This is a genomic window from Nonomuraea fuscirosea (assembly GCF_035917475.1).
Taxonomy (GTDB): Bacteria; Actinomycetota; Actinomycetes; order Streptosporangiales; family Streptosporangiaceae; genus Nonomuraea; species Nonomuraea fuscirosea.
Window position 1 is genome coordinate 3871688 of sequence record NZ_CP109074.1, and the last position, 24748, is coordinate 3896435.

A 24748-nucleotide genomic window follows, 5' to 3' on the forward strand; every position below is an offset into this window, starting at 1 on the left:
TCATGGGTGCGGGCCGCGCCGTCGGCGCTCGCCCTGTGAGGACCCGCCCCCCGGCGGCGGACGCCGCGACCGGTATGCCCCGTTCCGACGGGTATGGCCCCCATGCGTGGACGGTACCCGCGCAGGCGCACCTCAGCCATGGCCGTAGGGCCTCGCGGCAAGGGACCTTCGTCCCGCCGCTGGGTACGTCATCCTCGTACCGTCGGCACGTCACTGGAGGTATCCGCATGAGAGTGCTCGCCGTACGAACCCTGCCGCTGCTGATCGTGCTGGGAATGGGTGTGGCGGGCTGCGGGGACCCTCGGCCGGCGGACCCCCGGCAGGCCGAGCCGCCCGCCACCGCCACCTCCACGGACCCGTCACCCGCCACGCCGTCCACCGCGGCCCCCGACCCGGCCGAGACCGCGGACGCGTCGCCCGGCCCGGGTGAGAGCCTGATCGCCGGTCACTACCACCCCCTGTGGCCGTTCGCCGGCCCGGCGGAGGCCACCGCGTGGCGGCGCGCCCACCAGGCCGACGGCCGCGAGGCCTGGCACCTCGACGCCGGCCGCACCGCCGTCGCCTTCTCCCGCGACTACCTCGGCTTCACCGAGATCGACCAGGCCGTCAAGGTCGTCAAGGACGGCGAGCACGCCCGGGTGCACGTCGGCTACCGCGCCGAGGAGGGGCCGGAGCCGCTGGTGGCGGCCGTGGTGCACCTCATGCGTTACGGCAAGGGCAAGGACGCCCCCTGGGAGGTGGTCGGCACCGACGACACCTCGCTCACCCTCACCAGACCGGCCTACGGCGCGTCCGCCTCATCGCCGCTGACCGTCGGCGGGCGCATCACCGGCGTGGACGAGAGCATCAGGGTCCAGGTGCTCCACCCCGGCGCGGACGGCCCGCTGGGCGAGCGCTGCTGCCTGAGCGCCGGCGGGGAGAAGGCGGCCTGGACGGCCAAGGTGGACTTCACGGCGCAGCCGGGCGGGACGCTGACCGTCGTGGCCTCCACCGGCGGCCACGTCGCCACCGTCGAACGCTTCGCCGTCACGGGCGTGACCATGCCGAGCTGAGCACTGGACCGGCGGCCAGGGTCGTGGGCCGGGTGTGGTGGCGGCCGTTAGCATCTCGGCCATGGAACTGCGGCAGCTCGAATACTTCGTGGCGGTCGCCGAGGAGGCGGGCTTCACCAAGGCCGCCGCCCGGCTGCACGTCGCCCAGCCGGGCGTCAGCGCGCAGATCCGCCAGCTCGAACGCGAGCTGGGCGAGCCGCTGTTCGACCGGTCGGCCCGCGCCGTGCGGCTGACGGCGGTCGGCGAGGCCGTGCTCCCGTACGCGCGGGCCGCCCTCGCGGCCGTCTCCGGCATGCGGCTGGTCACCGACGAGTTCACCGGGCTGCTGCGCGGCCGGGTCGTGATGGGCGGCGTCTCCACGCCCTCGGTGCTCGACCTGCCCGGCATGCTCGCCTCCTTCCACGACCGCTTCCCCGCCGTGGAGATCGCACTGGTGGAGAACGACCCGGACTCGCTGCTCGACGGCATCACCACCGGGCGGCTCGACCTCGGCCTGCTCGGGCTCGGGGCCCCGCTGCCCCCGGGCGTGGCGGTGCAGGTCGTCGTGGACCAGAAGCTGGTGGCGGTCGTGCACCCGGACCACGAGCTGGCCGGCGCCGGCTCGGTCACGGTGGCCGAGCTGGCGGGCCGGCGGCTGGTCAGCCTGCCCGTCGGCACCGGACTGCGGGCGGCGCTGGAGGACGCGTGCGCGCGGGCGGGGTTCGCGCCGCAGGTGGCGTACGAGGCCAGCGAGCCCTACGTGCTGGGTCAGCTGGCCGCGCGCGGGCTGGGCCTGGCCGTGCTGCCCGAGTCGGCGGTCGCCGGCGCCGCGTCCCAGCTGCGCGTCCTGGAGGTCACCGAGCCGGCGCTGCGCGGGCGGATGGGCGTCGTGTGGCGCGCCGAAGGCCCCATGAGCCCCGCCGCCAGGGCGTTCATCGAGCACGCCCGCCGCCACCTGCCCGACCTCGGGAAGCCCGGCGGCGGCGCCGCCTCCGCCGGCTGACGCGGGCGCGCCCCCGGCACGCGGCTCGGGCCACGGACACGGGCGTCTCCGGCACGCCGCTCGGGCCACGAACACGGGCGGCCCTCGTGAGCTTGATGCTCGACTCCGCGACGCTCCGGTCCGAGACTGGACCCGGACCCCCTCCGACAAGGGATGATCCTCGAAGGACGACCCGGCGAGGTGCGTATGAGCCACGTGGAAGACCCGGCCCGCGAGCCATTGGCGGAGCTGGCCCGCAAGCACGGGCTGCGGCCCGCCATCGCGCGGCCCAGGTTCACCGTCTACCTCCGCCAGCTCTGGGAGCGGCGGCACTTCGTGCTGACGTACGCGACCTCGCGCAACGTCTCCAAGTACTCCGGCTCGGCGCTCGGGCAGCTGTGGCAGGTGATCACGCCGCTGCTGAACGCCGCCATCTACTACGTGATGTTCGGCCTCATCCTGGGCGGCAGCCGGGGCATCGAGAACTACACCGCGTTCCTGCTGACCGGCATGTTCGTCTTCACCTACACGCAGCGCACGGTCTCCGCCGGCGCCAAGTCGATCTCCGGCAACCTGTCGCTGATCCGCGCCCTGCACTTCCCGCGCGCCTCGCTGCCGCTGGCGTACACGATCCAGGAGCTGCAGCAGCTCGCGTTCTCGATGGGGGTGCTGCTGATCATCGTGGTCGTCACCGGGGAGCTGCCGAGCTGGTTCTGGCTGATGATCCCGCTCGTGCTGGTGCTGCAGACGATGTTCAACGTCGGGGCCGGGCTGATCATGGCCCGGGTGGGCTCGTCGATGCGCGACCTCAACCAGTTGCTGCCGTTCATCATGCGCACGTGGCTGTACTCCTCGGGCGTCTTCTTCGCCATCCACGACAAGGTGGTCGGGTCCGCGGGGCTGCCGGAGTGGGTGGCCACGGTGATGTACCTGAACCCGGCGGCCTCCTACATCGAGTGGATGCGGGACATCCTCATCCCCGGCCACGCCCCGCCGCCGCTGGTGTGGTTGTCGTGCCTGGTCTGGGCGTTCGTCGCGCTCGTGGCCGGGTTCTGGTACTTCTGGCGGGCCGAGGACCGCTACGGGCGGGGCTGAGGCCGCTCGGCTCGTACGGGGATGAAGCCCGCGGGGCGGGCGGGTTAACGTTTGCGACGCCCCGGGACCGCCGGGACCCCTGCCACGAGGAGAGCCCCCATGACCACGAACGCAGACCCCGCGGGCCGCCCCGCAGTCCGGCAGCTCAGGCTGGTCGTCGAGGCCGAGGACTACGAGGCCGCGCTGGCCTTCTACCGCGACGTCCTGGGCCTGCCCGAGGAGGCCGCGTTCACCGCGGACGGCGGCGCGCGGGTGGCCATCCTGGACGCCGGCCGGGCCACGCTGGAGATCGCCAACCCGGCGCAGAAGAAGATGATCGACGAGGTCGAGGTGGGCCGGCAGGTGGCGCCGAAGCTGCGGGTCGCGTTCGAGGTGGACGACGCGGAGGAGGCGACCGGCCGGCTCGTGTCGGCCGGCGCCAGCCAGGTCGCGCCGCCCACCCTCACCCCTTGGCAGTCGCTCAACTCCCGGCTCGACGCGCCCGCCGGCCTGCACATCACGCTCTTCCAGGAGCTGACCACCCAGGAGGAACGGGAACAGATGGACGGCTTCGGCACCGAGTCCTGACGCCGGCGGCCGGCCGGCGGAGGCGATGAGCGCGGCACCTGCGCGGTGCCGCCGGCCGGTGCCATGTCGCGGCACTCCGCGCGACGGCGTCCTGACGCCGCGGGCAGGCGGGTGAGCGCGATGACGCGGGGCACACCTGGGGCGGGTATTTGTGCGCGGTTGGCCGGGGTGGCGGGACGTTACCTTCCTCGGGTGCACGTGAGCCGGTGGGCGCCGCCTCGGCCAGCGACGGGCGTGCCGCGCCTCCCGCGATCCCGCGCGGGGCATCGCATCCACACCCTGGAGATTCGCATGACCATGCCGTCAACCGTTCCGTCCCGCCGTGCCGGGCGCCTGCGCCTTACTGTGCTGGCCGCCGCGGTGGCCGCGGTGGCCACGGGCGCGCTGCTGGCGGGCAACGCCACGTCGGCCGAGGCGGTCCCGCCGGAGGTGATCAGCCGCTGGAACAACGAGCTGATCCACTCCGGCAGCCTCAGCCCCGGGTTCAACCAGTTCCTGGCGACGGGGCCGTACACGATCACCGCCAAGCTCACGGCCGTCAACACCGGCTCCGCGGCGATCGACTACACGTGCCTGATCAGCGCCGCCGGCGGCGCCGACACCGACAGGACGGACGTCACCCTGCCCGCCAACGGCAAGGTGAGCGTCTTCCTGAACGTCGTGCACAACTACACCAGCACCGGCCTGCTCAGCTTCGGCTGCACCAAGCCCGGAGGCACGGCGCAGGTGCGGATGCAGCAGGTGAAGATCACTGCGGTCAAGGTCAACTCGCTGGACAACCAGCAGTTCTGACCCGGCCCACCCCGGAGGCGCCGCACCCGGCGCTTCCGGGGCTCCGATTACTTCATGCCCGGGCGCGACCGGTCGGAGTGACCGTTGTGCGGGGTCTCCACGAGCGGCGTGTCCACCAGGTGCTCGACCAGGAACCAGGTCTGCAGCTCGCCCGTCCTGATGACGCCGGAGACCAGCAGGTCGTTGGTGCCGTCGTCGCCCATCTCCTCGGCGCGGGCGGCGGCGTCGTGGCAGGCCACGAGGATCGTCTCGTGTGCCTCGATCAGGCGCGAGAGCATGGCCGGCACCTCCTCGGCGCCGTTCGGCGGGCGCGGGATGACCGTGATCTCCGCGACGTGCCGCGGGTCGCCGACTGCGATGCCGCCCAGGGTCTGGACCCGCTCGGCCAGCTGGTCCACGAGTTCGAGCTGCTCGCCGGCGTGCTTGTCCAGGAGCAGGTGGAGCTGGTAGAAGGTCGGGCCGCGCATCAGCCAGTGGTGCTTCTTGTACAGGGCGTACAGGATCTGCGTGTCGGCCAGGATCTGGTTGAGCCGGCCGCACGAGTAGCTGCGCGCCTCGTCCGACAGTCCGAGCGGCCACGATCGGACCGTGCCGAACTCCTGGATCTGGGTGCCGTCCACGTGCAGCCAGGGCTGGCTGCTCGTCGTCTTCCTCGACGCTTTGCTGGTGGTGCTGTTGCCTTTGGCGGGCACGATCATCTCCCGGTGCGGTGGTTTTGAGCCGATCTGCCGACGAACCTTCCCGTATGGCCGCCCTTGGAGCCCAGCCCAGGCCCAACGCCTGGCAAAGTTTGTCCCACCCGCGACGCCCCGCCGGGCCCCGAGCGGTCAGCCGTCGGCGGCGAGCCGGTCGAGCCACTCCTTCAGCAGCTCCCGCTCGGGGCCGCTGAGGATGCTCTGCTCGGGCAGGGCCGCCCGCAGGGCGCGGGCGGCGCCGGCCGGGCCCGCGTCGCGGACGGCGGGCTCCAGGACGGTCACCGCGGTGACCATCGACTCCCTGAGCGTGGTCAGCAGGACCGGATCGCGCCGTTCCTCGGGCAGGGACAGCCAGGTGAGCACCGCGCCGCGCGCCGTGGCGTGGATGATCGCGATCGCGAGCTCCTCGCCCACGCGCAGCCAGCCGCCCGCGGCCAGGCGGCGGATGCGGCCCTTGAGGATCTCCATGCCGGCCTGGAAGGCGGGGGAGGCGAAGGTGCTCGGTTCGCCGTACATCAGCGTGTAGAGGGCGGGGTTGGCCAGGCCGAACTCGACCGCCAGGTCCCAGCCCGCCCGCAGGTCCTCGATGGGGTCCGGCGGGTCGGGGTCGACGCGCTTGGAGGCGAGGAACTTGGTGAAGCCGTATTCGGCGACCGCTTCGAGCAGCCCCTCCTTGTCGCCGAACAGCCGGTAGATGGCCGGCGCCTGCACGCCCGCCGCGACCGCGACGGCGCGCGTGGTGACGGCGTCGCGGCCCTCCCGCGCCAGCAGGCCGGCGGCGGCCTCGATGACGCGGTGCCGGGTCTGCTCGCGACCGGCGAGCGTGGCGTCGGACTCGTCCGCGGGCGGAGGTGGTGCCATGTATCAACGATATCGCATTCTTGCTTCCGGCGTTATTATCAGTGCTAACGTTGAAGTGTTTCCACTGGAACCAACGCTTGGAGTGCATCATGATCATCGTGACCGGGGCCACGGGGCTGCTCGGACGTCAGATCGTCGAGCGGCTGCTGGCCCGCGTGCCGGCCGGCCGGATCGGCGTCAGCGTCCGCGACCCCGAGAAGGCGCGGGCGCTCGCCGATCGGGGCGTACGGGTGCGCCAGGGCAGCTTCGCCGACGCGGGCAGCCTGGCCCACGCCTTCGAGGGGGCCGCCCAGGTGCTGATCGTCTCCGTCGACCTGATGGGGGAGGAGGCCGTGCGCCGCCACCGTACGGCCATCGACGCCGCCGTCGCCGCCGGAGCCCGCCGCGTCCTGTACACCAGTCACATGGGCGCCGCCGCCGCGTCGCGGTTCCAGCCCTGCCGCGACCACGCCGCCACCGAGGACGCGCTGCGGGCCTGCGGCGTGCCGTTCACGTCCTTGCGCAACGGCTTCTACGCCGCCAACGCGCTGCGCTTCCTCGGGGACGCGCCCAGCACCGGCCAGGCCGACCTCCCCGCGGACGGGCCGGTCAGCTGGACCGCCCACGAGGACCTCGCCGAGGCGGCCGCCGCCATCCTGGCCGACGAGGGCCGCTTCGACGGCCCCACACCCCCGCTCACGGCGTCACAGGCGCTGACCTTCGCCGACATCGCCGGCCAGGCCGCCGAGATCACCGGCCGTCCGATCACCAGGAACACGGTGCCCGACGAGCGCTTCGTGCACGGGCTGACCGGCCACGGCGTCCCGGCCGAGGCGGCGGAGCAACTGCTCGGCGCCTTCACCGCCGCCCGCGCCGGCGAGTTCGCCGCCACGGACCCGGCCCTGGCCACCCTCCTCGGCCACGACCCCACCGACCTGCCCACGCTCCTGCGCCGCCACCTGTCCACGCCCACCCCGAGCGCAGCCCGGTAGCCGAACTCCACGTCGGCGGTGGTGAACCGGCCGTCGAGGCCGTCCAGGTAGTGGGGGAGGTGCCGCCCGAGGGTGCTGCGGTCGTCCGCGGCGGCTCTGAGGTTGCCGTGGGAGAAGCCGCCGGGCGGTTTCCGGGCGGGACGCGGGTGCGGCCGCGTCCCGCCCGGGGCGTCAGACGCGGTCGGCGGCGATCAGCAGGTACTGGAAGCTGCCCCCCTTGTACGCCTCCAGGAACGCCTCCTCGATCCCCGTCGCCAGATGCGTCCTGGCCCGCAGCTCCCAGTACGGGATCGTGGCGGGAGTCAGGTCCACGACGCTGACCGGCACGAGGCGGTTGGCCGCCAGCTCCTTGAAGTACGTGCTGCGCGAGTGGATGTCGCAGATGTAGTGGGCGTTGATCTGGCTGATCGCCCTGGACGGCAGGCCGTAGGCGTCGTTGTAGCACCCGGTGATGCACACGTAGCGCCCGCCGCGCCGCAGCAGCCTGGCGTGCTCGGCGAACAGCAGCGACAGCTCCACGTACATGGTGCTCTCGTTGTTCCAGCTCGCCTGGAAGGCGCCGGTCTCGAAGCCGGTGTCGAGCATGTTGCGGAAGTGGAAGCGCACCCGGTCGTCCACGCCGCGCTCCTTGGCCTGCTGGTTGGCGAAGGCGACCTGGGACTCGGAGATGGACACGCCGTCGACCTGGCAGCCGAAGCGCAGGTTGGCCAGGATGCTGGAGCCGCCCCGGCCCGAGCCGGCGTCGAGGGCGCGGTGCTCGGGGCGCAGCGGCCCGAGGTGGGCCATCAGCGTGTGCGCCTGCGCGCTCTCCAGCCGGTGCAACTCCTGGACGACGCGTTCCTCCCTGGACTCGGCGGGGGCGTCCAGGACGGACCAGTCCACGTCGCCGATGCCGTAGTGGTGGTGGTAGAGGCCGTCCACCTCACCGAGCTTCAGGTTGACGGGGTTCTCCTCGGTGTTCCAGTAGTCGGCGACGGACTGCTGGTAGAGGCTGCTCAGAACGGGCGAGGCGTTGGACGTGACGGTCACGGCGGGCTCCTTGCGTCAGGTGGATCGTCAGGACTGGTAGCGGCTGGTGCTCTGGTGCCACTCGAGGCCCCCGGCCATCCACGCCTGCGCGCCGCGCAGGAAACGCTTGAGCTCGGGGGAGGGGAGGGCGGCCAGCGAACGCTGGCTCTGCTCGAACCCGCGCACGAAATGGTTGTGCAGGTGGACGGTGCGTTCGGTGGCCTCGCGGATCGAGCAGCCCTCTTCGGCGGCCATCAGCAGGATCACGTTGGAGTCGGGCAGCTCGTCCGCCGCCTCCCGCTCCACCGAGTGCAGGTCGTTGACCAGCACGCTCGCGGTGCCGGCCTGCATCAGCGCGGTGTGGAAGCGCGGCTCGCCGAACAGGTTCGCGGGCAGCTCGTAGCCGCCGACGACGTCGATGAGGACCATGGAGGTGTAGAAGCTGTCGTGCTGGCGGGCCGCGAGGTAGCGCCAGACGGGCGGCGGCGTCTCCAGGTAACGCCAGGCGGCGTAGGCGGCCCAGCTCACGTACATCTGGCTCGTGATGCCGCGGATCCGCATCACCTGCGCCGGGGTGGAGTGGCGGGCCGCGTGGCTGGTGGCCGAGCGCAGCGCGACCAGGACGGGATCGCTCCCGATGTGCTCCTCCAGCTGTGCGGTGTAGCGGCCGGCGTCGGGCGGGGGGTCCATGGCCGAGGTGACCAGCGCCAGCCGGGGCGGCAGCTCCGTGGGGGTGGCGCCGAGGTCGCTCTCGTCGGCGTAGTAGTCGTCGGCGGCCCACCACGCGGCGTTCAGCTGGGCGGCGATCAGCAGGTGGTCGGGGTCGTCGCTGTCGGCGTGGGTGAGCATGGCCAGCCGCCCGTAGCCGGTGGCGGCGAACTGCTCCATCCGCCCCTCGTGCACGCCGGTCCGCTCCGCCCACGCCACCAGCCGGCGATCGACCTCCGCGCCGAGGGCGTCGTCGACGCGGACGGTCTCGGGCACGTAGAGCGGCGGGTAGGTGCCGTCGCCCCACTCCCGCTCGCGGCAGGCCAGCGGGGCGAGGCTGAGGCCGCGGTCGCCGCCCGACGGGCGCGGCCCGCCGGGGACGCCGTCCTCGTGCCCGTCGCCCTCCTCGAAGCCCGGCCGGTACGGCCGCAGCGCCGAACGCAGGCTCAGCGTGTACGCGCCCAGCCCCGTGGGCCCGGCGGGCACCGGCGTCGCGGAGGGATCGAATGCGGAGAAGTCCAGCATGTCGCGTCTCTTCCAGGCTCGGCGGTCAGGATCTTCCCAGGGGTCGGCGGGTCAGGAGCGCGGAGCCGCGATGTCGACGTCCTCCAGGATGCCGATCGCGTCGGGCACCAGGACCGCCACCGAGTAGTAGGCGCTGACCAGGTAGGACATGACGGCCTGCTCGTTGATGTCCATGAAGCGCACGTTGAGGCCCGGTTCGTACTCCTCGGGGATGCCGGTCTGGTGCAGGCCGACGACCCCCTGATCGTCCTCGCCCGTACGCAGCGCCAGGATCGAGGTGGTGCGCCCGGCCGAGATCGGGATCTTGCCGCAGGGGAAGATCGGGATGCCGCGCCAGGCGGGCACCTCGTGGCCGTTCACCTCGATGCTGCCCACGACCAGCCCGCGCTTGTTGCACTCGCGGAAGAACGCGGCGATCGCCTTGGGGTGGGCCAGCAGCAGGCGGGTCTTGCGGCGCATGGCGATCAGCTCGTCGAGGTCGTCCGGCGTCGGCGGCCCCGACCAGGGGTAGATCCGCTGGTCGTAGTCGGTGTTGTGGAGCAGCCCGAACTCGCGGTTGTTGAGCAGCTCCCACTCCTGGCGCTCGCGCAGCTCGTGCACGGTCAGCCGGAGCTGCTGCTCGATCTGGTTCATCGGGTCGTTGTAGAGGTCGGCCACCCGGGTGTGCACGCGCAGGATGGTCTGGGCGACGCTGAGCTCGTACTCGCGCGGGTGCAGGTCGTAGTCGACGAACGTGCCGTCGATGACGGGCTCGCCGGTGTGCCCCGCCGACACGGCCACCGCCGCCTCGCCGCGCCGGTTGACCGGCCGCAGCAGGCTCTCGCGGTGGCGGGCGACGTGCTCGCGCAGCGCGGGCGAGCGCTCGGCCAGCCGGTGCAGCGCCTCGCGCGGCGCGAACAGGATCGTGCAGGCCGTGGCCGCCCGGTACGTGCACGACCAGCGCGGATCGTCGTCCGTGAGGGCCTCGTCGCCGAACTGGTCGCCGTCGGCGATGACGCCGAGGAACTGGGCGTCGCCGTATCGGCCGGTGGCCAGCCGCTCCACCCGGCCGTGGGCGATCACGCAGGTCTCGCCGACCGGATCGCCGGCCCGGGCCACGACCTCGCCTGGACGGTATTCGCGCGCCGTGAACGACTCCGCGACGGCCGCCAGCACGCCCGCGTCACCGAAGCCGCGCAGCGCGGGGATCTCCGTCAGCGTCTCCGGCACGATCCGCACGTCGCCGGCCCCGGCCTGGGCCACCGCGACGCGCCCGCGCCCGGCCCGGTGCGTCAGCCGGCGGTTGACGCGGTAGGTCCCGCCCCGAACGTCCACCCAGGGCAGCATGCGCAGCAGCCAGCGCGAGCTGATGGACTGCATCTGCGGGCGGGTCTTGGTGGTGGTGGCCAGGTTGCGCGCGGCCCGCGTGTCCAGGCTCAGCCGAGTGTCCGTGGGCTCGGTGGGCATTGCTCCTCCGGGGGGTCGGGCAAGCGGTCGCTACTTAACGTAGTTATGCGGACACTAAGCGTAGAGTATCTTGGTAGTGAGGAATGCTGTCCCGGCGTAAAGACGATGTGACGTTACGGCCACTTACGGGCGGGGCGGCGGACCGGCCAGGTTCGCGGCCAGGGCGGACACCTGCCGGCGCAGTTCCTCGTCGGCCCAGAAGCCGGTGTGGGCGCCGACCCGCGGCAACGGCTGCCCGTACAGGAAACGGCTGGTCGGCGGGTCGGGCAAGCGCTCGTCCACGGCGCTGTCGCGCACGGGGCCGCCGATGTAGTCGGTGTCGCACCAGAAGTTCCGCCAGCACGCCACCTTGATCCCCGGCCCGTACGCCAGCCGCCGGAACAACGCCTCGCCGAAGTACGCCGGAAAGCCCCAGGCGTAGAGCGTGCGCAGCGGCGAGCCGAAGGTGACCAGGGCCACCCGGTCGCGGACGGGACGCGCGTCCGCCTGCGCCAGCGCCGCGACGGCGATGATCGAGCCCTGGCTGTGCGCGGCCAGCAGCGGGATCCCGCCGTTGTCGTGCAGCCACCACAGCCGCCGCTGCAGCTCGGGCACCGCCCGCTCGGCGTACGACGGCGGCGCGAGCGGATGCGAGTGACGCGGCCAGAACGTGGCCACGTCCCACAGCACCCCGATGGACCGGCGGTGGCGCTCGTCCTTCCAGCCCAGCCGCAGCAGCACGAGCAGCAGGGCGGGCAGCAGCATGGCGGCCCCCGAACAGGCGGTGATCAGCCAGTTGGGGTTCGCCGGCGGCCCGCCGGAGGTGCGCAGCCGCCACTGGATCCACACGAACAGCACGCCCCCGACCACCGCCACCGCCGTGAGCAGCAGATCGAGGTCGCGCGGCGCCCGGGCCAGCCGCCGCGCCCTGGCCACCCGGCCGGGCCAGCGGCGCACCAGCCGCCGCTGCCACTCCGGCACGGGGCCGCGGGCGACCGTGGAGACCCACCACTCGGGGTCCGGCTCGCGGGCCACGTCACGCGGGCAGTAGTAGTCGAACACTGCCTGCCGGCCCGTCCGCCCGCTGATCAGCCAGCGCGCCAGCTGGTAGAGCGCGAAGCAGGTCACCAGCAGCAGGGGGACGGCGACGAGGTAGGGGGTGATGTTCCTGATCAGCGGGAACACCGCGATCGGCGGCTCGCCTCCCGGCGGAGTGGCGACGTCCAGGCAGCCGCCGAGGCGCGGGTCGTGGCAGGGCCGCAGCGTGCCCAGCCACTCGGCGACGAGCAGCAGCGTGGCCAGCATGAACGTGTTGAGCACCGCCATGGCCACCCCGAGGACCACGAACGGCGCCGCCCACCGGAACCTCCCGCCGCCGTCGGACCCGCCGTCGGAGCCGTCCCCGGACCCGCTGCCGGGACCGCCCCCGGACCCGCCGTCAGAGCCGCCCTCGGAACCGGAGCGGCGCTCGGAGAGGGCTCCGACCGCGCCGACGGCGATCCCGAGTCCCGTGCCGATCCAGATCCACAGCGAGTCCGTGCCCCAGATCGCCAGCACGGCCACCCCGGCGGCGAAGGCCGCGGCCACCAGGACGGTACGCCGGGCGACCCCCGCCCAGTTCTCCCTGGTCCACGCGCCCGCGACCAGCGTGACGGGGACGAGGAAGAGGGTGAGGAAGACGACCCCGTACACCGCGTCCATGAAGACCTGCAGGCCGGGCAGCTCGTGCGGGCCCGTCCCCAGGGGATCCCCCGGCCGCCGGCTCACGGCCAGCACCGCCGCCCCCGCCACGGCCGCGCCCGCGACGCCCAGCAGCGCCCACGACCGCCACCGGCCGCCCGCGCCCGCCGTGTCGGCGCGCAGCTCGATCGCGCACAGGGCGACGACCGCCGCCGGCACCGCCAGGAGCGGCCAGAGCCAGGGCCCCGCCACCGGCCTGACGCCGTGCGCCGTCCACGCGACCAGCGCCGCGACGAGCGCCAGCGAGCCGGCGACGTGCAGGCGGGTGAGGACGCGGGTGTGCTGGACGCCGTTCCAGAACGCCGGGTCGGACAGGCCGGGGAACCCGTCCTCCGCGTCGGGGCGGCGCTCCTTGCCCGGGTCGGGGGCGGCGGGTTTGATCTGGTCGTAGCGGTTCTGGGTGGTGTGGGCGAGCAGGTACAGCGCGCCGATCAGCAGCAGCGGCGCCAGCGCCCCCACCAGGATCCGCACCGCGGGCAGGTCCGGCGGCAGCACCCAGGCCGGCCAGCGCGCGCACGAGGGCACGCCGCCGCACTGGTAGGCCACGTAGTCGATCGGTACGGCGGCGGCCAGCAGCACCAGGTTGAGCGTCAGGCCGAACGAGGCCAGCCGGGCCGCCCACCGGAACAGCCGGAACCGCACCGGGCGATCGGCCAGCCACGGCGGGAACATGTGGGCCGCCATGTTGGCCAGCGCGAACGGCAGCAGCACCAGCCACAGCACCCGCCACGAGCTGCCCGAGGTCAGGCCACCCCACGAGTACGCCTCGACGTGCCGCCCCTCGTGGTCGGCCGTGCGGTAGAAACCGGCGATGCGGTCGCCCGCGACCTGCGTGGGCGCGAGGTCGCCGAGCAGCGATCCGGGCGAGGTCCCGCCCACCCCGTGCAGGCGCAGTTCGGTCACCCCCGACAGCCCGTCCGGGTGGTGACCTGTGGCGTGGGACGTGTGCTGCGGCATGGCGCGTCACCTCTCCCTCGGCGGGGGGACTCCATGATGAGGCCTCCGGGCGCGCGCCGCATGAGTAATGTTCGCCGACCGTCGCTGAGTACGGTCGGCAAGAAATGGCCGAGGTCTCCCCGCGCCCGAGACGAGGCTCCCGCGCGGCTGAAGCCTGGGGGATTACCAGCCCTGGCCGCGCAGGAAGACGGCGCAGCGCCGGGTCCAGTCGGCGGCGGCGGGCTCCTCGCCGGCCAGCCCGAGCCCGTGCCTGCCGCTGGGATACACGTGCACCTCCTGGCGGACGCCGTGCCGGGCCAGCGCCGTCGACAGCAGCAGGGTGTTGTCGAGCGGGACCCCGTCGTCGTCGGCGGTGTGCCAAAGGAACGTCGGCGGCGTGCCCGGCCCGACCCGGCCGGGCAGCGACAACCGGTCGCGCAGCGACTCGGGCGCGTCCTCCCCGAGCAGGTTGGCCGCCGAACCCCGGTGCGCGGCCGGCCCGGTCAGCGTCGTGACGGGGTAGCAGAGCACGGCCAGGCCGGGACGGTGGTCGGCCTCGTCGATCGCGTCGTGCGGGCCCTCCGCGAGCGCCGGGCCCGTCTCGGTGGCCAGCAGTCCCGCCAGGTGGCCGCCCGCCGAGAAGCCGAGCACGCCGACGCGGGCCGGGTCCACGCCGGTGCCGGCGGCGTGGTGCCGTACCCAGCGCACGGCCCTGGCGGCGTCGAGGAGGGGCAGCGGGTGGCGGTGCGGCGCGATCCGGTAGCGCACGACGAACGCGGCGATCCCCAGCGAGTTCAGCCACCGGGCGACCGGGGCGCCCTCGTGGCCGGCCAGGTGGTGGTACGCGCCGCCGGGGAACACGACGACCGCCGGGGCCGGCGCGTCCGCGCGTACGGGGAAGGCGGTGATGGTGGCCGCGCCGGTCGTGGGCCACAGGGGGTGCTCGCTCATGACGGCCTTTCGTCTCGCTCGACGACGGATGGTAACGAGCGAGTGAGCCGCGCCCGTACGCCGGGGGGCTACGGAAGGTCGTCCTCCGGAGGGACGCCGCTGAGAGCCTCGACCTCGTGCCTGGAGTACGGCGAGCCGGGCCATTCGACCAGCAGGACCGTGGCGTCGTCGCGCAGCCGGTGCTCGTGGTAGTCGAGGTGGTGGTGGATCAGGCGGCGCAGCGTCTCGGGCACCGGCAGCTCGTCGGCCTGGTGCCGGATGAGGAAGTCGGCGAAGCGTTCCATGCCGAACTCCTCGCCGTGCCGGTTGCGTGCCTCGGTGATGCCGTCGGTGTAGAGCAGCAGCCGGTCCCCGCGCTGGAGCTGGGTGTGGCACACCGTCACCGGCAGGCCCAGCCCGGTGCCGGCCGGCGGCGCGGGGGAGCAGCCGAGCTCGACGGTGGCGCGCCTGCGGACGATGACCGGCGGGTAGTGGCCGCAGCTGGCCCATTCGAGGTGGCCGCTCACGATGTCGAGCGTGGCCACCACGCAGGTGGTGAACCGGTCGCCGCCGAACTGCTCGGTCAGAGCCTGGTCGATCCTGGCCGCCGACACGGCGAGCCCGTCGCCCTCGTGGCGGCTGTTGCGCAGCGTCGTCAGCGCGAGGTTCGCGGTCAGCCCGGCGCCGGTGTCGTGGCCCATCGCGTCGAAGATCGCCAGGTGCGCCTTCGTGCCGCCGAAGGAGTAGTCGTACACGTCGCCGCTGACGTCGTAGGCGGGCTCCATCACCGCGCTGATCACCAGCCGGTCGGTGGCGAACGTGCGCTGCGGCATGAGCCGCCACTCCATCTCGGCCGAGACGCTCATCCGCCTGCGGCGCACCAGCTTGGCGTAGACGTCGCTCAGGGTGCGCTTGGACACCACCAGCAGCGCCACCAGCCCGGCCAGCCGTTCCATGTCCAGCAGCGCGTCATGGTCGACGGCGGGCAGGGTCACGCTCAGCACGCCCAGCCGGTCGGTGCCGTTCACCAGCGGCACCCACCACTGCAGCGGGTCGCGTACCGTCGCCGGCATGATCTTCCCGTGCTGGAAGGCCCGCCCCGCCACCGTGCCCTCGATGGCGATCTCGTCGCGCTCGCGCTCGCCGGCCGGGGCCGGCTCGGCGACCAGCGGGGAGAGCACCTCCTGCTGCAGGTCCGCGAGGTAGATCAGCACGTCGCAGAGCCCGACCCGGGCCGCGTGCTCGGACACCAGGCCGGGGACCTGCTCCAGCGTGGAGGTGTGGCTGGCGGAGATCAGTTCGCCGAACATCGCCGCCCGCGCCGCCGCCGACCCTGCCGTCGGGCGGGAATCGTGAGAGGACATGTACTCACCGTAACCATGGTGTACGGGGTTGGCCGCGTCCCGGGCGCGCGAACCGCCGGTGCGGACCCGGGCGGGACGGCCGGGCCCACACCGGCCTGGCGGTGTCAGCGGCCGTGGCGGCGCTGCACGTACAGGCGGTTGCCCTCAGGCCCGGTCCACTCCACGCGGACGACGCCGGGCACGGCGGCCTCGGCGACGCGCGACGGGTCGGACCAGTAGCCGGCGGCGGGGTTGCGGAAGAACGTGGCCCACAACCGGCCCGCGTGGTCGGCGAACAGGTTGTTGTGGCCGGCCCCGACCCCCGCCGTCCACCTCTCGGAGTACGGCCCCTCGAACCGGTCCGCGACCGCGATCACCGCGTCGTACTGGTACTGCGTGCGGCCCGCGCCGGGCGGATCGTAGGCGTGCCGCTCGCCGCCGCCCGACACCCGGTCCCAGGCGGCGTGCAGCAGGTAGTACTTGCCGTGGTGCTTGAACACGTACGCGCCTTCGAGGTACGGCTCCGGCGTGTACGGCGTCTGCCGGAAGGCCGGCAGATCGGTCGCGGGGACGATGTCCTCCATGTCGTCCCTGAACTTCGCGTACAGGTTGTTGTGCAGCACGAGCCAGGCGTCGCGGCCCTCGGTGTAGAGGCTGCCGTCGATGTGGTGGTACGCGCCCGGCTTGATGAACGCGGGCCCGCCGGCCAAGGAGTCGCCGAACGGCTTGCCGAGGTTGCCCTCGGCCAGCCGGTACGGCCCCTCGACGCCGCCCTCGCTCACCAGCAGGAACGAGCCGACCTTCTGCGAGTGGTCGCCCATGCACGCGACGATGTACCACTTGCCGCCGAAGCGGTGCACCTCGGGAGCCCAGACGTTGCCGCGCTTGCCGAACTGCTCGTCGGTCCAGTACTCCTGCCACGGCGCCACGACCGTGCGGCCGCGACGGTTCTCGGCGGCGAACTCCGGCGACCAGACCTTGCCCTTCTCGGCGCCGGGCCGCACGCGGGTGGTGTCGGCCAGCCGCCACGGCCCGCGCAGCGACCGGGCCGTCCAGACGAAGATGCCGTCGTTCCACGGCCCGGCCGCGGGGAGGCCGGGGACGCGGGTGGTGCCCGTGGCCACGTAGAGCGGCCGGCCGCCGACGACGAAGCAGTTGACGTAGGTGTCGCGCATCCACACCCGGCCGAGCTCCCTGTCGCGGGGGCGGTGTTCGAGCGGCAGGACGAAGGAGTTGTCGTCGCGCGGCCACAGGTCGGGCCGGATGTCGGCGAGGCCGTACGGCTCGGGAGCGGGCCAGTTCGGCGGATACCGCTTGGCCGCCTCGGCGCCGTGCGCCTGCTCCTGTGTTTGGGCCTGTGCGGCCGTGGCGGGCAGTGCGGCGGCTCCTAAGAGGCCGGCGGCGCCCGCCAGCAAGGAGCGCCGGCCGACGTCGGCTCCGGGCTCAGCACCACTCATCAGCCATGTCCCTTCAGATCGGCAACTGCCGGGTCCAATCCGGCTATGTCCGGTTAGTCTGCCTAATTCGCACTAATTCGGTCAATAACCCGGATTAATTCGGCGAGGGGCTAGCGGGCGTCGCAGGAAGGCCCGGAGGGCGTTCCCAGGTCTTCGGGTCAGACCCGGTCGAGGGGACGGTGCGGGCCGTCCGGAAGCCGTACCTCGATCGTGTCGCCGGGACGGACGACGCCGCCCGCCTTGACCACGCTCATGACGCCCGCGCGGCGCACCAGGTTCCCGGCCTCGTCACGGCCGACGACCTCCTTGAGCAGGCCCTTGCTGAACGCGTCGATCTGCAGGCACGGGTTGCGCAGGCCGGTCACCTCCACCACGGCCTCGCCGCCGATGAGCAGCAGCGTGCCCACCGGCAGGCCGAGCAGGTCGATGCCCTGGGTGGTGATGTTCTCGCCCAGTTCGCCCGGCGCGACCGCGAACCCGGCCGCGCGCACCTCGGCGAAGAGCTCCTCGTGGATGAGGTGCACCTGACGCAGGTTCGGCTGCGTGGGGTCCTGCGCGACCCGGGAGCGGTGCTTGACCGTGACGCCCATGTGCGCGTCCCCCTCGACCCCGAGGCCCGCGAGCAGTGTGATGCTCTCGCGGGTCGGCTTGGAGAAGGAGTGCTCGCCGTTGCTGCTGACCGCCGTGACAGCGCCGCCCATCCTGTTTCGGCCCCTTTGCGTGGTGTCGACCCTTAGGGGCGCATCCTATCGGCCGGAGATCTCCGCCCGGCGCCGGCCCGCACGCGTCGAGGGGCCGCCCGCACGCGTCGAGGGGGCCGTTCAGGGGCGGTCGTCACCGTCGATCGCCGACCGCAGCACCCCGACCACCATGGCGAGCTCCGTCAGCAGCCCCGACACCGTCGTCCGGTCGCCGCCGTTGAACGACACCATGCGCAGTTCCTCCGGCTTCGGCAGCTTCGCCATGATCTCGGGCAGCGACTCGATCAGCCTGGCCTGCAGGCTGGCCGGCGTCTGCGCGTTGTCGATGTCGGCCCGCAACCGCGCCCGCTCCACCTCCAGCAGCGCCCGCTCGTGGTCGGCCAGCGCCCTGGACTGCGTCAGCCGCAGCTCGCCGTCGAGCTCCAGCCGCCTGAGCTCCTGCTCCCGCTCGATCCTGAGCCTGCCGGTCTCGGCCTCCTCCGCGTGCCGCTCACGCTCCATCCGCAGCCCGTGCCTGATCGTCTCCGCCTCCAGCTCCGCGACCGCCCTGGAGTCGTCGTGCTCGCGCCGGGTCCGCCGCAGCCGCTCGGCGACCTCGGTGTCGAACAGCGCCGCCTCGTTGGCGGCCCGCAGCTCGGCCAGCTCCCGCTCGTGCTCCAGGCGCAGCGTCTCCTTCAGCCGGGCCGCCGCCATCTCCCGCTCGGCGATCGCCTCCTCGGAGCGCAGCTCGGCCAGCCGGGCGACCTGCCCCTGCTCGGCCCGGTACGGCTTCTGCAGGTTCTCCCACAGCTGCGCCGAGCTGACCACCGCCTCCTTGATCTGCACGGTCACGATGCGCAGGCCGAGCCCCTGGTCGCTGTTGTCCTCGCCCTCGGCCACCGCGCGCAGCCGGGCGGTCAGCTCCTCGATGATGGGCTGCTTGTCGCTGAGCACGTCCCGCACGCCCATGGTGGCCACCTTGTCCTTGATGGCCGCCTCCGCCTGCTCGCGCAGCTGCAGGTTGACCAGCCGCATCGGATCCTCGGGGTCGCCGAAGTCCAGCTTGCGGTAGGCGATGGGGAAGGCCTGGATGCCCCACTGCACGTACCCCTGCACGAGGACGCCCTGCAGCTCGCGGCAGACGCAGTACGCGTTGATCAGGATGGTCTGGGTGGCGCCCGGCACCACCAGGAACGAGTCGATCGCCGGGTTGAAGCGGAAGGAGACGCCGAGACCGATGTGCAGCGGCCGGTCCCGCCCGCGCCTGGTGTGGACCACGTACGCGTTGGGCGGCACCAGCACGTTCTTCCACCGCCAGAAGCCAGTGATCCGCACGTCCACCGGGCCCGGCCCGGAGCGGTCCGGCTGCCCGCCGCCGAGCGCGCGCTCCCGCTTGGCCAGTGGGCCGGCGGCCATGGGCGGCTGCTCGGCGGGGGCGCGGCGGGCCCTGAGGTCGTCCTCCAGCACCGCCTGCTGCGCCACGACCTGGTCCAGATAGGCGTTGCCCTTGCCAGCGGTGCTCATCGACCCCTCCGCCTGCCTCGCGACTGCGGACGAGTCTCGCCTACGCCGGCGAGGCGCCGCAACCGTCATGCGTCACCGCGATCACGACTGGGTAATGTGGGAGCGCGGCGCCGCCCGTGTCTCGTGCGTAGGTCAGGAGGTGATCACGGTGCATCCGGTCCCATGACAGCCCCATCCCGGGGTGTCACGGAGCCGAAAGGTGACCGTATGAGCAAGACCGACAAGACCCGGCCGTGGTGGGTGCGGCTGGCCGACGCGCCCATGGTGACGTGCGCGCCCGTGCACGACCACCGCTTCGGGCCGTGCACGCTGACCGCGGAGATCACCGCCGCGAGCGCGTCCCTGAACCGCCGTCTCAGCGGCTGCCACTGGCAGGCCACCTCCTTCTACCTGTTCGACCTCGGCGGCGCGGGCGGGGCCGGGGAGTGGTCCTTCATCCGGCGTGAGGACCGCCGCCGCGACCGCCGCGCCGCGCGCCGCGAGCTGCGCGCCCACCGGCACGGTCGCTGACCGCGACACCGTCGGGTCGGAGCCCGCCGTCACAGGGCGGCGGGCTGTCCTGTCCTTGTCGGTACGGACGTCACGTAGCGACAGGAGCCAGACCCTTGCCACCCGCCAGCCCCCCGTCCCGGATCCGGATCCGGATGAGCGCCCGTCCCATCGACGAGCCGCACCGCGTCTCCAGCCAGCTGGAGCTGCTGTTCGACCTCACCTTCGTGGTCGCCGTGGCGGCCGCCACCGCCGAGCTCGCGCACCACATCGCCGGCGGTCACGGCCTCGCCGGGCTGATCCCGTTCCTCCAGGTGTTCTTCGCGATCTGGTGGGCGTGGATGAACTTCACCTGGTTCGCCTCGTGCTACGACACCGACGACGTCGCCTACCGGCTGCTGACCATGGTGCAGATGGCCGGCGTGCTGGTGCTGGCCGCCGGGGTGCCCGCCGCGGCCGGCCACGACGACTACGCGATCGTCACGCTGGGCTACTTCATCATGCGGCTCGGCCTCGTCGCCCAGTGGGTGCGGGCCGGGCTCGAGGACCGGGAGCGGCGTCGTACGGCGCTGCGTTACGCGGCCGGTGTCGGGCTGCTCCAGGTCGGCTGGGTGCTCCGGCTCGTCCTGGACGAGGCGGGCGTGCTGCCGCCCTCGCTCCGGCTGCCGTTCTTCCTCTGCCTCGCCGTCCTGGAGCTCGCGGTGCCGCGCTGGGCCGAACGGGTGAACCCGACCACCTGGCACCCGCACCACATCGCCGAACGCTACGGCCTGTTCACCATCATCCTGCTCGGCGAGAGCGTCCTGGCCGCGAGCAGCGGCGTGCAGGGAGCGCTCGAAGCGGGCCGGGGCGGCGGCGCCCTGGTGGTGGTGGCCGGCTCCGGGCTGGTGCTGCTGTTCGCCCTGTGGTGGCTGTACTTCCTCGTCGAGGCCGGTGAAGGGCTGACCGAGCGCCGCCACCGTTCGTTCCTGTGGGGCTACGGCCATTACGGGATCTTCGCCGCGCTCGCGGCGCTCGGCGCCGGGCTGGAGGTCGCGGTGGAGCAGGGCGGGCACCGGCTGGAGGTCTCGCCCGTGGCGGTCGGCTACGCGGTCGCCGTACCCGTCGCCGTGTTCCTCGTCCTGATCGCGGCGCTGCACGCGCTGCTCACGGCGCGGGCCGCCGTGCGCCCGCCCGTGGTCGCGGCCGGCGTCGCGGCGGTCCTGCTGCTGCCCCTGGCCGCGACCGGGATCGGCGTGACCGCCGCGGTCGCGGCCGTCGCGGCCGTCTGCGTCCTGCTGGTCGCCGTCACGATCGCGCGCGGGCGGCGCTCAGCGGGCCACGTCCATGCGCTGGGTGCCGACCACGGACAGCAGCCTTAGCGCCTGCTCGGACGGCGAGCCGGGAACGGCGGTGTAGATCACGACCCGCTGGTCCTGGCCGGAGATCCCCAGCACGTCGCAGTTGACGGTGATCGGGCCGACCAGCGGATGCTGGAAGGTCTTGCACAGGACGGGCTCGGCGGCCACGTCGTGCGAGGCCCACAGCCGGGCGAACTCCTCGCTGCCGGCCAGGAGCTCAGCCACCAGCCCGGCCAGCTCGGGATCGTCGGGGTAGCGGGCGGTGGTGGCGCGCAGGTCGCGGGCCGCGGACCGGGCGAACTCGGCCACGTCGGAGACCCCGTACAGCCGTCGCCCGTCCGGACGCGGGCCGAGGAAGGCCCGGCGCACCAGGTTGCGGTCGCGCCGCGGCACCGCGGAGAAGTCCTCCATCAGCGCCGCCGCCAGATCGTTCCAGGCGAGCACCTCGAACGCCGCCGACATCACGATCGCGGCCGCCTGCGGCAGCCGCTCCAGCAGGTCGAGGATGCTCTGCCGCACCTCGCGCGACGGGCCGGGCGCGGGTCCGGGCGGCGCGCCGGCGAGATGGTGCAGATGGGCGCGCTCGGCGTCCGACAGGCGCAGGGCGCGGGCCAGCCCCGCCAGCACCTCGCGCGACGGGCGCGGGGCGCGGGCCTGCTCAAGCCGGGTGTAGTACTCGGTCGAGATGAAGGCCAGGTTCGCCGCCTCCTCGCGCCGCAGCCCCGGCGTACGGCGGCGCGGCCCGGCGGGCAGCCCCACGTCGGCCGGCGCGATCCGCTCGCGCCTGCTGCGCAGGAAGGCGGCCAGCTCTCTTCTGTCCATGCTCCCAGTCTGCCCGGCCGCCGCCGGCGTCAGCCAGGTACCACCGGTGCCTGGCTAACCCCCTCGCGTCGTGGCCACCGGCGCGGGTCACAGGCCGCTGAGGGCCCGCATGGCCTCCCGTTCGAGGCGGGCCAGGTCGTGCAGGACGGCGCCGGCCTGCTGGAGGGGCGCCGCGTCGCCGCTCTCGCCGGCCTTCGCGACCAGGGCGGCCACCTCCGCCCACAGGACGGCTGCCTCGCCGTACAGCCGATGGCCGGTACGCAGGGCGGCGGCGTCGGTCAGGCCGGCGCACTCGCCGAGGAAGTCCCGGTACAGGGCACGGAACAGGCCGCCGCCGGTACCGGCCCGTTCCATCAGGTCGGCGGCCAGCGCCAGGTCCCGCCCTGGCCGCTCCGCGCGGGCGAGCCAGCCGGGCACCAGCCCGGCCGCCTTCTCGATGCCGCGATGGCCCAGGTTCGCGATGGGCGGGGCCAGGAACGCCTCCGCGCAGGCCCTGATCGCGGGCACGAGCCGCTCCTGCCAGCGGCGCGCGTCGCCGGGGACGGCGATGGTGAACGACCGGTTCCGCGCGGTCATCGGCCCCCGCTCCGCCCGCGCCAGAGCCAGGGAGGCCAGGCTCGTCCGCACTGCGCCGCCCTGCTGCTCGGTGTCCACCAGGTGCGCCTCGTGCTCGTCGTAGCCGTAGATCGCCACGACATGACCGCCGAAGTGCGTCCTCGTCCCGAAGTACTCCAGGTGGTAGCAGTCGAGCTGCAGGCCGACCGGCCGGCCCGCGTCGATCGGCCCGGCCACGTTCCGCCACGCCCTGCCCGCCGACGTCGTCTCCTCGGTGCGCAACGTCAGCCCCAGCCGGGCGGCCAGGTTCACGGTCAGCGCGTACGGCTTGACCCGGCCCCCGAGGAACGGGAACGGCTGGTTCCTGCTGTCCCAGTAGACGAACGACAGCCCGGAGCCGAGCCCGAACAGCATCGGCTCGGACAGGTCGAGCCCCTCGTGCCGCAGCAGCACGCCCAGCGCCGTCGTCTCGCAGTGGTGCCCGCCCCGGGCCTCGATGTCCGGCACGATCGTCATGTCCTGCTCCAGTGGTGCGTCGGGTCGAAGGGCACGGGACCGAGCATGCCGTCTCCCCCGGGGGGAGAGTCCAGCCGGGCCCCGCCCCTGGCTCGATCCCCGGTAAGGGATCACCATGGCATGGAGGTGATGAAGGTGAGCAAGCACACATGAGGAACGAACGACCCAGGCCGGCGCTCTCGTACGAACCCCTGACCCCCACGAGCTTCCTCCAGCGATCGGCCGCCGTGTTCGGCCCCAGGACGGCGGTCGTGGACGGCGAGCTGACGCTCACGTACGCCCGGCTGTGGGACCGGACGCAGCGGCTGGCCGGCGCCCTGGCGGCGGCCGGAGTACGGCCGGGGGACCGGGTCGCGGTGCTGGCCGCCAACGGCCACCAGCTGCTGGAGGCCACCTTCGGCGTCCCCGCCGCGGGCGCCGTCATGGTGCCGATGAACATCCGCCTGTCCGCCGCCGAACTGGCCTACATCCTCGGCCACGCCGAGGTGTCCGTGCTGCTGCACGACGACGCGTCCGCGGCTCTCGCCCGCGCGGCGGCCCGCGGAACGGCGGTGCTGCTGGTGCCGTCCGCCGAGTACGAGCAGCGCGTCGAAGCGGCCGACCCCCTCCTCGTCCCCATCGAGGACGAACTGTCGCCCCTGTCGATCAACTACACCAGCGGCACCACCGGACGCCCGAAGGGAGTCGTCTACCACCACCGGGGCGCCTACCTCCAGTCCCTGGCCATGGCCCTGCACACCAGGCTCGACGCCGGCAGCGGCTACCTGTGGACTCTGCCCATGTTCCACTGCCACGGCTGGTGCTTCCCATGGGCGGTGACGCTGGCCGGCGCCCGCCACATCTGCCTGCCCAAGGTCGAGCCGGGCGAGGCGTGGCGGCTGATCCGCGCCCACCGCGTCACCCACCTGTGCGGCGCCCCGACCGTGCTCACCTCGCTGCTCGCGCACGACGACGCGCCCGCGGCCGAGCTCGACCCCCGCCTGCTGGCCTGCGTCGGCGGCGCGCCCCCGAGCCCCGCGCTGCTGCGCCGCGCCCTGCGCGCCGGGATCGACGTCATCCACCTGTACGGCCTGACCGAGACCTACGGCCCCGCCGTCATCTGCCAGCCCCAGCCCGAGTGGAGCGGCCTGGACGCCGAGGAGTCGGCCGCGCTGACCGCCCGCCAGGGCGTGGGCAACGTGATCGCCCAGCGCGTGCGGGTCGTCGGCGAGGACGGCTGCGACGTGCCGGCCGACGCCACCACGGTCGGCGAGATCGCGGTCCGCGGCAACGACGTCATGGTGGGCTACCACCGTGACCCGGAGGCCACGGAGCGGGCCGCGCCCGACGGCTGGTTCCGTACCGGAGACCTGGGGGTGGTCCACCCCGACGGCTACGTGCGCCTCGTCGACCGCGCCAAGGACGTGATCATCTCGGGCGGCGAGAACATCGCCTCCGTCGAGGTAGAGAACGCGCTGCTCAGCCATCCCGGCGTGGCGGAGGCCGCGGTCGTCGCGCGGCCGGACGAACACTGGGGCGAGGTGCCCGTCGCCTTCGTCACCCTCGCACCCGGCGCTCAGGTCACCGAGGCCGAGCTCATCGAACACGTACGCACCCGCCTGGCCCGCTTCAAAGCCCCCAAGGCGGTCCGCTTCGGCGAGCTGCCGAAGACCTCCACCGGCAAGATCCAGAAGAACGTGCTCCGCCGGCAGGCCGCCTCACCTGCGGACATAGGTTAAGGAACGCCCAGCGGGGAAGATCGCATCCACGGGGAGAC

The 24748-nt window shown here is 73.2% G+C and carries 22 protein-coding genes; 9 read left to right on the forward strand and 13 right to left on the reverse strand.

The features are described from left to right. Window positions 1-227 precede the first annotated feature (227 nt). From OIE67_RS17515 to OIE67_RS17535, 5 genes are all read left to right on the forward strand, one after another. Window positions 228-1052 (forward strand): hypothetical protein, encoded by an 825-nt coding sequence (locus OIE67_RS17515; protein WP_326641576.1) that lies wholly within the window; start codon window positions 228-230, stop codon window positions 1050-1052. 61 nt (window positions 1053-1113) lie between these two features. After that, window positions 1114-2034, forward strand: coding sequence for a LysR family transcriptional regulator (locus OIE67_RS17520; protein ID WP_326641578.1), 921 nt, complete (start codon window positions 1114-1116; stop codon window positions 2032-2034). A 186-nt stretch (window positions 2035-2220) separates the two neighbouring features. Further along, on the forward strand, window positions 2221-3108 hold the full coding sequence (locus tag OIE67_RS17525; protein WP_326641580.1) for an ABC transporter permease: 888 nt from the start codon (window positions 2221-2223) through the stop codon (window positions 3106-3108). A 99-nt stretch (window positions 3109-3207) separates the two neighbouring features. Next, window positions 3208-3675, forward strand: coding sequence for a VOC family protein (locus OIE67_RS17530; RefSeq protein WP_106246798.1), 468 nt, complete (start codon window positions 3208-3210; stop codon window positions 3673-3675). 291 nt (window positions 3676-3966) lie between these two features. After that, the gene (locus tag OIE67_RS17535) at window positions 3967-4467 is read left to right on the forward strand and encodes a hypothetical protein (protein ID WP_326641583.1); all 501 of its coding nucleotides are present in this window, start codon (window positions 3967-3969) and stop codon (window positions 4465-4467) included. 47 nt (window positions 4468-4514) lie between these two features. Here OIE67_RS17535 and OIE67_RS17540 read toward each other — a convergent pair whose 3' ends face one another. After that, on the reverse strand, window positions 4515-5159 hold the full coding sequence (locus OIE67_RS17540) for a Dps family protein (protein WP_245956197.1): 645 nt from the start codon (window positions 5157-5159) through the stop codon (window positions 4515-4517). Between the two features lie 135 nt (window positions 5160-5294). Further along, window positions 5295-6023 carry a TetR/AcrR family transcriptional regulator gene (locus OIE67_RS17545; protein WP_326641585.1) on the reverse strand — a complete coding sequence of 243 codons (729 nt, stop codon included), beginning with the start codon at window positions 6021-6023 and terminating at the stop codon, window positions 5295-5297. Between the two features lie 89 nt (window positions 6024-6112). On the opposite strand from OIE67_RS17545, the gene OIE67_RS17550 reads away from it, so the two are divergent. Then, window positions 6113-6994, forward strand: coding sequence for an NmrA family NAD(P)-binding protein (locus tag OIE67_RS17550; protein ID WP_326641588.1), 882 nt, complete (start codon window positions 6113-6115; stop codon window positions 6992-6994). A gap of 171 nt (window positions 6995-7165) precedes the next feature. Here OIE67_RS17550 and OIE67_RS17555 read toward each other — a convergent pair whose 3' ends face one another. The 9 genes from OIE67_RS17555 to OIE67_RS17595 all read right to left on the reverse strand — a co-directional run bounded on the left by OIE67_RS17555 (window position 7166) and on the right by OIE67_RS17595 (window position 19270). Continuing rightward, on the reverse strand, window positions 7166-8023 hold the full coding sequence (locus OIE67_RS17555) for a geranyl diphosphate 2-C-methyltransferase (RefSeq protein WP_326641589.1): 858 nt from the start codon (window positions 8021-8023) through the stop codon (window positions 7166-7168). 27 nt (window positions 8024-8050) lie between these two features. Further along, window positions 8051-9235 (reverse strand): family 2 encapsulin nanocompartment cargo protein terpene cyclase, encoded by a 1185-nt coding sequence (locus OIE67_RS17560; protein ID WP_326641591.1) that lies wholly within the window; start codon window positions 9233-9235, stop codon window positions 8051-8053. Between the two features lie 51 nt (window positions 9236-9286). Then, window positions 9287-10681, reverse strand: coding sequence for a family 2B encapsulin nanocompartment shell protein (locus OIE67_RS17565; protein ID WP_326641593.1), 1395 nt, complete (start codon window positions 10679-10681; stop codon window positions 9287-9289). A 123-nt stretch (window positions 10682-10804) separates the two neighbouring features. Next, window positions 10805-13357 carry a hypothetical protein gene (locus OIE67_RS17570; protein WP_326641595.1) on the reverse strand — a complete coding sequence of 851 codons (2553 nt, stop codon included), beginning with the start codon at window positions 13355-13357 and terminating at the stop codon, window positions 10805-10807. Window positions 13358-13519: 162 nt separating this feature from the next. Beyond that, a complete protein-coding gene (locus OIE67_RS17575; RefSeq protein ID WP_326641598.1) occupies window positions 13520-14287 on the reverse strand; it encodes an alpha/beta hydrolase in 768 nt (255 codons plus the stop codon). A 68-nt stretch (window positions 14288-14355) separates the two neighbouring features. Further along, window positions 14356-15630: a PP2C family protein-serine/threonine phosphatase gene (locus tag OIE67_RS17580; RefSeq protein WP_326641600.1), complete on the reverse strand. Its 1275-nt coding sequence runs from the start codon at window positions 15628-15630 to the stop codon at window positions 14356-14358. A gap of 104 nt (window positions 15631-15734) precedes the next feature. After that, window positions 15735-17066, reverse strand: a complete 1332-nt coding sequence (locus OIE67_RS17585; RefSeq protein WP_326641602.1) for a family 43 glycosylhydrolase — start codon at window positions 17064-17066, stop codon at window positions 15735-15737. A 158-nt stretch (window positions 17067-17224) separates the two neighbouring features. Continuing rightward, window positions 17225-17767, reverse strand: a complete 543-nt coding sequence (locus tag OIE67_RS17590) for an MOSC domain-containing protein (protein WP_326641605.1) — start codon at window positions 17765-17767, stop codon at window positions 17225-17227. A gap of 120 nt (window positions 17768-17887) precedes the next feature. Next, window positions 17888-19270 carry an SPFH domain-containing protein gene (locus tag OIE67_RS17595; RefSeq protein ID WP_326641607.1) on the reverse strand — a complete coding sequence of 461 codons (1383 nt, stop codon included), beginning with the start codon at window positions 19268-19270 and terminating at the stop codon, window positions 17888-17890. 207 nt (window positions 19271-19477) lie between these two features. Here OIE67_RS17595 and OIE67_RS17600 point away from each other — a divergent pair, with 207 nt between their 5' ends. Together OIE67_RS17600 and OIE67_RS17605 are read left to right on the forward strand one after the other, a co-directional pair. After that, window positions 19478-19780 carry a hypothetical protein gene (locus OIE67_RS17600; protein ID WP_326641609.1) on the forward strand — a complete coding sequence of 101 codons (303 nt, stop codon included), beginning with the start codon at window positions 19478-19480 and terminating at the stop codon, window positions 19778-19780. A gap of 134 nt (window positions 19781-19914) precedes the next feature. Continuing rightward, complete coding sequence (locus OIE67_RS17605; RefSeq protein WP_326641611.1) at window positions 19915-21120, forward strand: low temperature requirement protein A; 1206 nt, start codon at window positions 19915-19917, stop codon at window positions 21118-21120. On the opposite strand, the gene OIE67_RS17610 is transcribed toward OIE67_RS17605, so the two are convergent. Next, window positions 21070-21921: a helix-turn-helix transcriptional regulator gene (locus OIE67_RS17610; RefSeq protein ID WP_326641613.1), complete on the reverse strand. Its 852-nt coding sequence runs from the start codon at window positions 21919-21921 to the stop codon at window positions 21070-21072. The genes OIE67_RS17605 and OIE67_RS17610 overlap by 51 nt on opposite strands. Before the next feature lie 87 nt (window positions 21922-22008). Continuing rightward, a complete protein-coding gene (locus OIE67_RS17615; RefSeq protein ID WP_326641615.1) occupies window positions 22009-22992 on the reverse strand; it encodes a BtrH N-terminal domain-containing protein in 984 nt (327 codons plus the stop codon). Window positions 22993-23141: 149 nt separating this feature from the next. On the opposite strand from OIE67_RS17615, the gene OIE67_RS17620 reads away from it, so the two are divergent. Then, complete coding sequence (locus tag OIE67_RS17620; protein ID WP_326641617.1) at window positions 23142-24710, forward strand: long-chain-fatty-acid--CoA ligase; 1569 nt, start codon at window positions 23142-23144, stop codon at window positions 24708-24710. Window positions 24711-24748 lie beyond the last annotated feature (38 nt).